The sequence below is a fragment of the Rhizobium sp. S163 genome, from assembly GCF_030380805.1.
GTDB lineage: Bacteria > Pseudomonadota > Alphaproteobacteria > Rhizobiales > Rhizobiaceae > Rhizobium.
In genome coordinates, this window is sequence record NZ_JAUDSA010000003.1 from 577,725 (window position 1) to 590,286 (window position 12,562).

General features: G+C 63.0%; 9 protein-coding genes and 1 riboswitch. Of the genes, 3 read left to right on the top strand and 6 right to left on the bottom strand.

The features are described 5' to 3' along the window. Nucleotide 1: 1 nt before the first annotated feature. From cobN to cobU, 3 genes are all read right to left on the bottom strand, one after another. Nucleotides 2–4,165 (bottom strand): cobaltochelatase subunit CobN, encoded by a 4,164-nt coding sequence (cobN, locus tag QTL96_RS02975; protein WP_289726613.1) that lies wholly within the window; start codon nt 4,163–4,165, stop codon nt 2–4. A 271-nt stretch (nt 4,166–4,436) separates the two neighbouring features. After that, entirely contained in the window at nt 4,437–5,486 is a 1,050-nt protein-coding gene (gene cobW / locus QTL96_RS02980) for a cobalamin biosynthesis protein CobW (RefSeq protein ID WP_289726614.1), read from the bottom strand. A 4-nt stretch (nt 5,487–5,490) separates the two neighbouring features. Beyond that, nucleotides 5,491–6,009, bottom strand: a complete 519-nt coding sequence (gene cobU / locus QTL96_RS02985; RefSeq protein WP_289727161.1) for a bifunctional adenosylcobinamide kinase/adenosylcobinamide-phosphate guanylyltransferase — start codon at nt 6,007–6,009, stop codon at nt 5,491–5,493. A gap of 284 nt (nt 6,010–6,293) precedes the next feature. Then, a riboswitch (cobalamin riboswitch) is annotated at nt 6,294–6,687 on the bottom strand. A 246-nt stretch (nt 6,688–6,933) separates the two neighbouring features. Between cobU and QTL96_RS02990 the strand changes: the two genes are divergently transcribed. Then, nucleotides 6,934–8,724, top strand: coding sequence for a chloride channel protein (locus QTL96_RS02990; protein ID WP_289726615.1), 1,791 nt, complete (start codon nt 6,934–6,936; stop codon nt 8,722–8,724). On the opposite strand, the gene QTL96_RS02995 is transcribed toward QTL96_RS02990, so the two are convergent. After that, nucleotides 8,721–10,175: a cobyric acid synthase gene (locus QTL96_RS02995; RefSeq protein ID WP_289726616.1), complete on the bottom strand. Its 1,455-nt coding sequence runs from the start codon at nt 10,173–10,175 to the stop codon at nt 8,721–8,723. The genes QTL96_RS02990 and QTL96_RS02995 overlap by 4 nt on opposite strands. A 442-nt stretch (nt 10,176–10,617) precedes the next feature. Between QTL96_RS02995 and QTL96_RS03000 the strand changes: the two genes are divergently transcribed. After that, complete coding sequence (locus tag QTL96_RS03000; protein ID WP_289726617.1) at nt 10,618–10,965, top strand: hypothetical protein; 348 nt, start codon at nt 10,618–10,620, stop codon at nt 10,963–10,965. 6 nt (nt 10,966–10,971) lie between these two features. On the opposite strand, the gene QTL96_RS03005 is transcribed toward QTL96_RS03000, so the two are convergent. After that, on the bottom strand, nt 10,972–11,127 hold the full coding sequence (locus QTL96_RS03005; RefSeq protein WP_113010586.1) for an entericidin: 156 nt from the start codon (nt 11,125–11,127) through the stop codon (nt 10,972–10,974). Nucleotides 11,128–11,280: 153 nt separating this feature from the next. Then, nucleotides 11,281–12,222, bottom strand: coding sequence for a LysR family transcriptional regulator (locus QTL96_RS03010; RefSeq protein WP_026283379.1), 942 nt, complete (start codon nt 12,220–12,222; stop codon nt 11,281–11,283). A 36-nt stretch (nt 12,223–12,258) separates the two neighbouring features. Between QTL96_RS03010 and QTL96_RS03015 the strand changes: the two genes are divergently transcribed. After that, nucleotides 12,259–12,549, top strand: coding sequence for a hypothetical protein (locus QTL96_RS03015; protein ID WP_289726618.1), 291 nt, complete (start codon nt 12,259–12,261; stop codon nt 12,547–12,549). The last annotated feature ends 13 nt before the right edge of the window (nt 12,550–12,562 follow it).

A 12,562-nucleotide genomic window follows, 5' to 3' on the forward strand; every position in this document is an offset into this window, starting at 1 on the left:
GTCAAACTTCCCCGGATGCAATCTTCAATCGGTCGGCGGTGTCGGCACCGCCTGATCTGTCGTGTGTGTTGTCTGTGGCGGCGAGATCGAACTGCGCCGAATTGCTGCGCGGCGTCCAAAGCCGCCGCTCGATCGCCTCGAGCAGCCGCTGCTTCATCTCCTCGTAAGCGGCCGGGTTCTTGTCGATCATGAAATCGCGCACGCGCTGATCGACGACGAAGGCCTGGTAGACAGCCTCGAAATGATGGTTGCCGACAGCGCCTGTTGTCGCCGCGAAAGCGAAGAGATAATCGACGGTCGCGGCGATCTCGAAGGCGCCCTTGTAGCCATGGCGCATGACGCCATCGATCCACTTGGGATTGACGACGCGGCCTCGCACCACGCGGGCGATCTCCTCTTCCAGAGAGCGGATGACCGGTTTCTCCGGCATGGAGTGATCATTGTGATAGATCGACGGCCTGCTGCCGCCGAGCGTCTCCGCCGCCGCGGCCATCCCGCCTTCGAACTGGTAGTAATCGTCGCTGTCGAGCAGGTCGTGTTCGCGATTGTCCTGGTTCTGCACGACAGCCTGGATGGAGCGCAGCCGCTCCTCGAACACGCCGCGCTCGGCCCGCCCCTCTTCACCGGCGCCATAGGCATAGCTTCCCCAGACCAGATAGGCCTCCGCCAGATCGGCACGCCGCTCCCAGCCCTTCTCGTCGATCAGCGCCTGCAGCCCGGCGCCGTAAGCCCCAGGCTTCGACCCGAAAATCCGATACCCCGCCCGCCTCTTGGCTTGCGCCTCGTCGAGCCCAGCCTCTTCCAACCGCGCCGCCTCGCCCCGCATTCGCGCCGCGATCGGATTATCGTTCGCATCCTCATCCAGCGCCCCAACGGCACGGATCGCCTTGTCGAACAGCGCGATCTGCTCCGGAAAGGCATCGCGGAAGAAGCCCGAAATGCGCAGCGTCACATCCACACGCGGCCGCCTCAACATGGCTTGCGGAATGACCTCGTAGCCGGTGACCCGCCGTGATGTCATGTCCCAGACCGGCTTGACGCCGATCAGCGCCAGCGTCTGGGCGATATCGTCGCCGCCGGTGCGCATGTTCGACGTGCCCCAGGCCGTCAGCCCGAAGGACACCGGCCATTCGCCGTGATCCTGTACATAGCGACGCACGAGAAGCTCCGCCGATTTCTTGCCCAGCTCATAAGCCGCCGGCGTCGGCACCGCGCGGCTGTCCACGGAGTAAAAATTCCGCCCCGTCGGCAACACATCCGGCCGCCCGCGCGTCGGTGCGCCCGAGGGGCCGGGGGCAACGAAACGGCCATCGAGGCCACGCAGCAAGCCTTCGATCTCGGCGTCGCCGCAGGCGAGGATGGCGGGTTTCAGGCGGGTTTCGATCTCGTGGAGGACGGCGCGAGTCGCGTGCCAATCAGCAGGGCATGGCAGTTCGCCGGAAACGAATTTGGCCGCCAGCAGTTCGATGCGCTCGACGGTGTCGCCCTGGGTGCGCCACGGATCGGACGAGACGTCCGCTAGAATCTCGGGGCGTGGACCAGTCCATGCGGCGGCCATGTTGCAGTCGAGGGGGTCGAAGGTTGCGCCGGTGGGTGGGTTACCCCCCTCTGCCCTGCCGGGCATCTCCCCCACAGGTGGGGAGATTGGCTGGGCTTGCCCGCTCGCTCCAACCTCGATTGTTTGGCTGAAAGCAGGCCGCAAGTCGATTTCCCCCCTTGTGGGGGAGATGTCCGGCAGGACAGAGGGGGGTATCCCACCCACCACATCACCATCACCGCCAAAAACATCCCCAGCAATCGCCCGCTGCAAGCTCCGATCACCGCCCTCACCAAGCCCGCGCGGCACCCGCGCCAGCGACACCGTCAGATCCGTCAGCAACCGCCCCTCAGGCGACACCCCAAACACATGCAACCCATCCCGGATCTGCATCTCCTTGAGATCGCACAAATAGGCATCAAGCTTCTTCAGCGCCTCGCTCTCGCTCTCCCCCTTGGCAATCCCCGCATCCTGATCGAGCCCGATATCCGCAACCAGTTCGAGGATCTGCTTTCCAAGCAGCCGGATACGCCGAGGATCGCCGCCCGATGCCTCATAATATTCATCGACCAACGCCTCCAGATCCTTCAGCGGCCCGTAGCTCTCGGCCCGCGTCAAAGGTGGCGTCAGGTGGTCGATGATCACGGCGGCGGTGCGGCGCTTGGCCTGCGTTCCCTCGCCGGGATCGTTGACGATGAAGGGATAGAGATGCGGCAGCGGACCGAGGATCGCTTCAGGGTAGCAGCTTTCCGACAGCGCCAGCGCCTTGCCCGGCAGCCATTCGAGATTGCCGTGCTTGCCCATGTGGATCACCGCATGCGCATCGAACTGATGGCGCAGGAAGGCGTAGAAGGCCAGATAGCCATGCGGCGGCACGAGATCCGGCGAATGATAGCTTTCCTTCGGATCGATATTATAGCCGCGCGCCGGCTGGATGCCGACAAGCACATCGCCGAAACGCGTGAACGGCAGCGCGAAAGCGCCGTCCACGACATAGGGATCGGCCTCCGGCTCGCCCCAGCGCGCGCCGATCTCATCTTGAATCTTTTTCGGAAGAGTTGCCAGGAAAGCTTTGTAACGACCCACGGAAATCGTCTCGCGGATAACCTTCCCATCACGCCCGGAATTGGTCGGCCCATCCATGATATGACGCATCAGCGCGTGGCCATCGGCAGGGATGTCAGCGACAGGATAACCGCCCTTCCGCATCGCCTGGAGCACCTCGATCGTACCCGCAGGCGTGTCCAGACCAACGCCGTTCCCCAACCGTCCATCGCGGTTCGGATAGTTCGCCATCACAAGCGCCACCCGCCGCTCGGCCGGCTTCGCATGCCGCAACCGCGCCCAGTTGGCGGCCAGCCGCGCGGTGTAGCGCATCCGCCCCGCATCCGGCTCGCTGGCAACGATATTGGCCTCGACCAGCGCATCATAGCGCGCTGCCGATTTGAACGAGACCGCGCAGGAGAGAACCCGGCCATCGACCTCGGGCAGTGCCACGTTCATCCCAAGATCGCGCGCCGACAGTCCCTGCGAGGAGCTTTCCCATGCCTCCTTCGAGGATGCGGAAAAGATCGCCTGCAGCACGACGGCGTAGCTCGCTTCCAGCACCGTCGGCTGCCGCTCCGCTCCAGGCGCAGAGACCGCGAAGCCGGTGGTGTTGATGACGACATCGGGCTTGGTGGCGGCGAAGACGCTTTCGAGAATGCCTTTGGAAACGGAGTCCTTGAGGCTGTAGGCGAAGACCGGCAGCGGCCGGATGCCCTCGGCGATCAACGCCTCGATCAGCGCCTCGACCGGGCGTGTTTCGCCGCTTTGTACGAGGGCGCGGTAGAAGGAGATGGCGATGGTGGGGCGAACTGTAGCCGCCGGCGTCTCGCCCGTGGCACCCCCCTCTGCCCTGCCGGGCATCTCCCCCACAAGGGGGGAGATCGACTCGTTGTTATCTCCCAGCCAAACAGTTGAGGTTGGAGCGAGCGGGCGCTCCCAGCCAATCTCCCCACCTGTGGGGGAGATGTCCGGCAGGACAGAGGGGGGTACCTCACCCGCCGACAGCAGCCGCCACTCCTCAACCCCGACAACACCCCGCCCCGGCCACCAGATACCGGCCTTCATCAACGGCGCCGCCGCCTCCGGCTTCTCGACCCCTGACAGCATCGCCTCGGCATAGTCGAGAAACGCATGCGTATTCGCATCGCCCCCCTCGATCAGATAGGCCCAGAGCGCATTCAGATCTTCAAGCGGCACATTCGAAAACGGCGTCAACCCCGCATCCGGCTTCGAATCTCCCGGCAACACCGCGATCAGCGCCCCATGCCGCGCGGCAGCCGCATGCAGCGCCTCCAGCGCATAGTGAAAATAGCTGGCGCCGCCCAGCGCCCTCACGATGATCAGCTTCGCATGCCGCGCCGTGCGATCGACATAGGCATCGACGGACATCGGATGCTTGAGGCTCATCAGGCTGGCGATGCGCAGCGACCGCGCCCCGGCTCGTCGGCCATGCGTAGCCGCCACCGCCGCCAGTTCCGTGTCGGCGGCCGAGAGAAACAGGATGTCGCCGGGAGACTGACCGAGATCGATCGCCTCCTCGCCGTCGCTGATTGTTCCCTGCTGGGCTAGGAGAAGGTGCATGGCAGTATGTCTTTACGGGAAATGTTATTCGTAGGCGCGGAGTGCGTGCCCCCCTCATCCAACCCTTCGGGCCACCTTCTCCCCGTGGGGGAGAAGGGAAGATTGGCGCGAGCGGCCAGCCTCGAGTCTCTTCTCCCCAGCGGGGGTCCGAAGGACGGGTCGAGACCAGCGGCTCGACCCCGGTCGGTGGCCCGAAGGGTCGGATGAGGGGGCCACACGGCACCACTCAAGCAATCTTCGAAATCGGACGCGCCCATCCCAACCATAAGCCTTAAACCAGCCCCTCGATCGCCTTGCGCACCGCGCCCTCATCCATCTCGTGCAGCCCGATCACCACCAGCCGCGTGCCGCGCGTCTCGCCGGCTGCCCAGGCGCGGTCGAAATAGTGATCGATACGGCTACCGACGGCCTGCAGCTGCAGACGCATCGGCTTGCCGGGAACGTCGACGAAACCCTTGAGGCGCAGAACGTCGTGCTCGGCGATGATACCCTTCAGGCTCTCGACAAAGGCCGCGGGATCGGCGATCGGGCCGAGCTCGACGACGAAGCTATCGAACTCGTCGTGGTCGTGCGGTGTGCCGTCCTCATGCTCAAGCTCGTGATGAGACTTGCGGTTGCCGATATCTTCCTCGGTGCCGATGCCGAGGCCGAGCAGCACTGATGCCGGCACCTCGCCGTTCTTCGCCTCGATCATCGCGGGCTTGCGCGCCGTGCGCGAAGAAACCTCGTCGCGCACACGGGCAAGGCCGGCGCCGTCGATGAGGTCGGTCTTGTTGAGCACGATCAGGTCGGCGCAGGTGAGCTGGTCCTCGAAGAGCTCCTCGATCGGGCTTTCGTGGTCGAGCGTATCGTCCTCGACGCGGCGAGCGTCGACTGCATCGTGATCGTCGGCAAAACGGCCGGCGGCGACGGCGGCGCTGTCGACTACCGTGATCACGCCATCGACGGTCACTTGCGTACGGATGTCGGGCCAGTTGAAGGCGGCGACCAGCGGCTGCGGCAGGGCAAGGCCAGAGGTCTCGATGACGATATGGTCCGGACGGTTCTCGCGCTCCAGAAGCTTGCTCATCGTCGGGATGAAATCGTCGGCCACGGTGCAGCAGATGCAGCCATTGGTAAGCTCGATGATATCGTCCTCGGTGCAATTCTCGGCGCCGCAGCCCTTCAGCACTTCGCCATCGACGCCGAGATCGCCGAATTCGTTGATGATGAGCGCGATCTTCTTGCCGCCCGCATTGGTCAACAGGTTGCGGATCATCGTCGTCTTGCCGGCGCCGAGAAAGCCGGTGATAACGGTGGCGGGGATCTTCTGCTGGTTCATCAATTCAACCCTTCATTTTCAGCGGCAGTCCCGCCGCGATAAAATACACATCTGCGGCGACCGCCGCGATCATCTGGTGCAGCCGCCCTGCATGGTCGCGAAATTCGCGCGCCATGCGGTTCTCGGGCACGATGCCGAGGCCGACTTCATTGGAAACCATCACGAGGCGCGCCTTCGCCTTCGGCAGATGGGCGGCCAGTGCAGCGAACTCCGCCGCCATGTCGCGCTCCTGCATCATCAGATTGGTGACCCAGAGCGTCAGGCAATCCACAAGCACCGCCCGCCCCTCGCCATCGATCACGGCAAGCCGGCCCGCGAGATCGAGCGGCTCCTCATGCGTGGTCCAGAGATCACCGCGATCGGCCTTGTGCTGATCGATCCGCGCGCGCATCTCCTCGTCCCAGGCGCGGCCGGTGGCGATGTAGTGGCGCTCGAGGCCGCTGTCGATGACGAGCTGCTCCGCAAAGCGCGACTTGCCGGAGCGGGCGCCGCCGAGGATGAGCGTAGAGGATGCGGTGGTCATGCCGGAACGGTTTCCGGCGATAAGCGGTGCCATCCACCACGATCTCCCTCATTCCTGTGCTTGTCACAGGAATCCAGTGCGCCCAAGTCCTCGGGCGCGAGAGACCAACGATCCAGCCGTGAGCAGTCATTCACCGCGCGGACGCGCGGTGGCTGGATTCCTGTGACGAGCACAGGAATGAGGGAACGATGGAAGTGCGTCCGGCCTGACACCGACGCCAAAATCTCATTGTCTGCCATGACAACCTCCGTGCTGGCATTGGGCACACTTGCCCAGGGGTGGGCTTTTCGCCCGGCACGATTGGCAGGTCTCCTGGCTCGCGGGTCCAGGCGACGATCGGGATAGCCACGCAGGCCATCCCGATCGTGCCATCGGTTCTTCCTCGCCTTCCCGGCTGCAATCATGAAAAGGCGGACGATTCGTAGATTTAGAGGCGTCCAACCCCGGTTGATCATGGCTTGCATTGCCAGTGGCTTTTCCGCCGCCTTCAGCCGCTCGCCTGCCTGCACCACGCAGGCAGCCGACAAGAATGCATCCGGCGTCGGACGGAAGACCCTGACCGCTCTACAGTCGCGGGGTCGGCTGTGATGAAAGCGCCCTGGTTGGGTCCACCCCGTCACATTCCCTTTTCATCCGCACCGCTTTTGGCGATCCGGAACCATCCGTTATCGATCCATGGTTAGGCAAGCGCGACTGCGAAGTCAATCGACCGCCAATCGCGCCCACCGGCCAAATTGATTGATATCAACTCTCAAGACGATCATCTCTACCAGATTTATCGTCTATTATCAGAGACTTAATGTCATAAAAACTTGTTGCGTCAGCCGGGTTTTTGCCGCATTTGCAGCGCATGCGGCGCAGCACCGCAAATGTCCCCTCCTTCGCCACCCTTGAACGGGCTTTCGCCCGCCTAGTTTCCCCATCATGCGCCTGAAAATCAATCTTAGACGGCTTGGCCCGCTACACACACTGCTCGACGCCGGGCGCATGCGCGCGCTCCTGAGACGCAGCGAAATGGGCATGGTGCTGGCTGGCGCGTTGATCGGCGTCACGTCTGGCCTCGCCGTCACCGGCATGAGCTTGATCTCGCGTGAGATGCACAGCCTGATCTTCGGGATCAGCGATGTCGAGCGATTGAGCTCCTCGCAGATCGACGACAAGTTCCTGCTGATGGCGGCCCCCGTCTGCGGCGGCATCCTGCTCGGCTTGTTGATGTATGTGCTGGCGAAAACACGCAAGAAGCCGATGGTCGACCCGATCGAGGCGAACGCGCTGCATGGCGGCCGCCTGTCCTTGACCGACAGCATCATCGTCGCGATCCAGAACCTGATCTCCAACGGCTTCGGCGCCTCCGTCGGCCTTGAGGCCGGCTATACGCAGTTGGCGTCCGGCATCGCCTCGAAGCTCGGCTTCAAGCTTCAGCTGCGCCGCGCCGACCTACGCGTTCTCGTCGGCTGCGGCGCCGCCGGCGCCATCGCCGCTGCCTTCAACGCCCCACTGACCGGCGCCTTCTACGCCTTCGAGCTCATCATCGGCACCTATACGATCGTGTCACTGACGCCGGTCGTCGTCTCGGCGCTCGTTTCCACGCTGGTCGCCCGGCTGCTGGCCGGCAGCGATTTCATCATCGATGTCGGCGATTTCGGAACGGTCATGCCGGCCGATTACGTGCCCGCCATCCTGCTCGGCGCCTTCTGCGCCGGCATCGGCATCCTGATCATGCAGGGCGTCGCCTTTATCGAGGAGCTCGCACGCCGCAGCTCGATCGCGCTGCCCTTCCGCCCGGCGCTTGGCGGCATCATCGTCGGGCTGCTCGCGCTGGTGACGCCGCAGGTGCTGTCGGCAGGCCATGGCGCGCTGCATCTCAATCTCGATCGTGAGGTCGTGATTCCCGTGCTGATCGGCCTTTTCCTGCTGAAGGCGCTGGCCTCGGCGATCTCGATCGGCTCCGGCTTCCGTGGTGGCCTGTTCTTCGCCTCGCTGTTCATGGGCGCGCTGCTCGGCAAGTTCTTCGCCTACTCGGCCCCCTATTTCGCCCATGCAACGCTGACGCCGATCATCTATGCCGTTGTCGGCATGAGCTCGCTTGCCGTCGCCGTCATCGGCGGACCGTTGACCATGACTTTCTTGGCGCTCGAAATCACCGGCGATTTTCCAATAACCGCCCTGGTCTTGGCCGCCGTCATCACCTCGTCGCTCGTCGTCCGCAGCACCTTCGGCTACTCCTTCGCCACATGGCGTTTCCACCTGCGCGGCGAAAGCATCCGCAGCGCCCACGATGTCGGCTGGATCCGCAATCTGACGGTCAACAAGTTGATGCGTGCCGACGTCAAGACCGCGAAGGTCGGCATCAGCATCGACCAATTCAAGGAAAGCTTCCCGATCGGCTCGGCCCAGCGCGTGATCCTGGTCGAAGACAGCGGCAAATATGCCGGCCTCGTGCTCGTGCCCGATATCTACGCCAACCTCACCGACACCGCCGACGAGAGCAAGGGCCTCGACGAATTCGTGCGCTACCGCAACGACTTCCTGACCCCGCAGATGAATGCCAAGCAGGCCGCCGCGATCTTCGACAAGACCGAGAGCGAAGCGCTCGCCGTCGTCAACAATCTCGTCGAGCGCACGGTGGTCGGCCAGCTCAGCGAAGCCCACACGCTGCGCCGCTACAGCGAAGAACTGGACCGCCGCCGCCGCGAGGTCTCGGGCGAAATCTAACCCAACAGGTTGTCCAGCCAGCGCTTGTCCAGATGAGCTTCGAGCTCGGCAGCCACCTCGTCGAGCGCCTGCTCGACGCCGGCGCGATAGTCGCGGCTTTGGCCTGTCAGGCCGAAGCTTGCAAGCAGCCGGGACCGGTAACCGTCACTCGCAAACAGCCCGTGCAGATACGTCCCAACGACCTTCCCGTCGCTAGAGCTCGCTCCGTCAGGCTTGCCGTCGACGATCGCGAAGGGCCGAACACGGTCGGCGCCTTCGGTGACCCCGAGATGGATCTGGTAGCCCGAGAGCGCCTCACCATTCTCCGCCGAAACCGCCATGCTGTTGCGTACCGTCTTCTCCGCGTCCATGACGGTCTCGACATCGAGCAGCCCGAGCCCCTCGATCTCGCGCACACTCCCTTCGATGCCCAGCGGATCACGCACCATGTGCCCTAGCATCTGGTAGCCGCCGCAAATGCCGATGACGCGTCCTCCACGCCTGATATGCGCGGCGAGATCTTTATCCCAACCCTGCATCCTGAAATCCGCAAGATCGGAAATGGTCGATTTCGACCCCGGAAGAATGATCAGCTGCGCATCGGCAGGCAACCGTTCGTCGGCACGAACGAACACCAGTTCCACATCCGGCTCGGCCAGCAGCGGATCGAGATCGTCGAAATTCGCGATCCGCGGCAACACGGGAACCGCGATCTTCAGCGCCCCGGCCTGCCCCCTCGCCAGCCGCTCCAGCGCCACCGAATCCTCGGCCGGCAGCCGCGCGGCGGCCTTCAGCCACGGTACGACGCCGAAACAGGGCCAGCCGGTGAACCGCCCGACAGCAGCGATCCCGTCATCGAAAAGCGACACGTCGCCGCGAAATTTGTTGATGATATAGCCCGAGATCATCGCCCGATCCTCGTCAGACAGGATCGTGTGCGTCCCGACCAGCGAGGCGATAACGCCGCCACGATCGATATCGCCGACCAGAACTACGGGCACGTCGGCGCGCGTCGCAAAGCCCATATTGGCGATATCGCCCGGCCGCAGGTTGATCTCGGCCGGCGACCCCGCCCCCTCGACGATGACAAGATCGGCACCACGCGAAACCTCCTCGAAGCTCTCGGTGACATAGTCGAGCAATTGCGGCTTGAGACGCTGGTAATCGCGGCCCTTGGCCTGCCCCCAAACCTTGCCCTGCACGATGATCTGGCTGCCGACATCCGATTGCGGCTTCAAGAGCACCGGGTTCATGTGCACGGAGGATGGCACACGCGCTGCCATCGACTGCAGCCACTGCGCCCGCCCGATCTCGCCGCCATCATCGGCGACCGCGGCATTGTTCGACATGTTCTGCGGCTTGAACGGGCGCACCGAGATGCCGCGATTGGCCGCCAGCCGACACAGGCCGGCAACGAGCACCGTCTTGCCGACATCCGAGCCGGTTCCTTGCAGCATGATGGCTTTGGTCATTTGGCGCGGCGTCTCCTCAAAACTGAAGACGGCGTACAACGGCGTTTCAGCCCCGGTCAATCGCAACGGCTCAATCGCAGCCGCTTGAAATGCGAAAGCCGCGCAGACCTTAAGGTCGCGCGGCTTGCCGAAATACGCTGGCGCTTTGCCCATACACGGCCAAGCTCACGTTCCCCGGGACGCAACACCTGATCCGGAGAAGCAGCGGTTGTCCCCCGCCACGTCGCTATTCTTAGCGCCACATTGTTACCGGATGGTTAGTGAGGACTTAACCAAATATGAATTCGCGCCCTTTTGACGATTTTGTTTCGGCAACGATATGAGCGGGTTGAGACAGGCTGCCGCACGGGCGACAGGTTTCCGCAAGCAAGCGCGTTGCATATAAGTCGCCAAAGACGACTCGCCGCTTCAAGCGACGAATGACACGACATGGAGAATGACGATGACCTCAGCCCCGTTTCCCAATTCCGAGACGATCGCCGCCAAGTTTTCCGCGCTGGGCGAACAGGACAAATCCTATCTTGGGCTGATCATGGAAAATCCGGCGCAGGACGACAGCCTGCTCGATGGCATCCATCGTCACCTCGACAATGCGTCGCGCGCACCGTTCCTGAACACGCTGAAGCTCGAGGCATTAGGGAAATGGGTTGGGGACGCAGCGCCGCCGCGTCTCCAGATTCGTTTGATGGAAGCTTCCAAGTCCAGCCAGCATCCGACCTATGCCGCCTTCCGCAAGGGCCTGACGGCGTCCGGCGGACTGGAAAAAGCCTATCCGTCGGCGCAGATCTGAGCCGGCTTAGCGCTTCGCGGCGTGATTGACGCTGCGGCCGGCATCCTGCGTAGCATTGACGGTGTTGGCCGCGTCGCGGCCGACGCCACGGATGGTGTTGGCGCAAGAGGCCAGAGTGAACAGAAGCATGATGGCAGCACCAATCTTTACCGTGGTGGTCATAGTCGGAAATCCCTTGTTAAAAACCGCTCTCCGCAGCCAGTCGCACGACTGCTGCGCGCTGATAACGCACTGAACCCAAAAAGGTTTCAGCCGGACTTCTCTTTTTTAAATGAGCGATATTAGCCGGGCACCAACACCGTGCCCGGATGGCCGTCAAGCGGCGATCGCCTTGGCTTTTTCGCTGAATGCCAGCCGAATGCTTTCGGCCACCGTCTTCATCGGCGCAGTCATCTGCGAGACGGTCAAAAGGCGGATATCGAAGGAGCCGAGTTCGGGCAGCCCGTCCTGCGCGCCGAGGATTTCCATGTCCTCTCCGACATAGGAGCGCGGCAGCGGCGCGATCGCGAGATCGGAAACTACGGCGGCGCGCTGCGCCATCGTATGGCCGCTCAGAAACGCCACGCGGAAATCCCGCTTCATCCGCTCGAGCTGCGCAAGCGCCTCAAGCCGCCAGATGCATCCCTCTTCCCATATAGAAATTGGCAGGGGTTCGCGGCGATGCGCGGTACCGCATTTGGCGCCGGCCCAGACCAACCTTTCGCGATAGACGATCTCACCATCGGTCGGCAGCGGGCGCGTGGCGCAGTTGATCAGCGCCAGATCGAGCCTCTGCTCCTCCATGCGCTTGCGAAGCCCCAGGCTCATGTCGATGGTCACATCGACCATGATTCCAGGAAAGTTCTCGGCGAAGTTCTTCAGGATGCCGGGCAGGATCCGCTCCCCGATATCCTCGGGCGCCCCCAGCCGCACGACGCCGCTCAGCTCCGGCATGATGAAGCGCGACACGGCCTCGTTGGAAAGAGCGAGCATGTTGCGCGCATAGGAGAGAAGCACCTCGCCATGCTGCGTCAGAGAAACCGAGCGCGCGTCGCGCAGAAACAGCGTCGCGCCGAGCTGCTCTTCCAGTTTCTTGATCTGCATGGACACGGCCGACGGCGTTCGGAAGACGGCTTCGGCGGCCGTTGAAAAATTGCCGGTCTCGGCGATCGCCACGAAGGTGCGCAGCACATCGTTGTCGAGGAGCGGAATGGGACGGCGAAGCGGAGCTGTCATCATCTCATCTTTCAATTTTCTTGATACATAACACAATATCATTTTGTTTGATTGAAAGTCAACGGAGGTTCAGTCTGGTTGGCATCGGATCACTTCGATGAAGGAGACAAACCGATGACCACTCGAACCCTGATAGAGAGCCTGCGCGACTTCATCGCCCGCCGCCGCGTTCTGGCGATGCGACGCACTGCCATCGAACAGATCGCCCGCCAGCCCGGCCACCTTGCCGCCGATGTGAACGTGCCGCGCCGGTATGCGCCAGCGGGCATCACCGTCGTCATCGTCAGCGCTATCGGCTGCCCGATCCACACGATCGGCCAATCATTCAAAATGATTGATGATAGCCATAAACTCTATTCGTTTGATTGATGGGCCGAGAAGG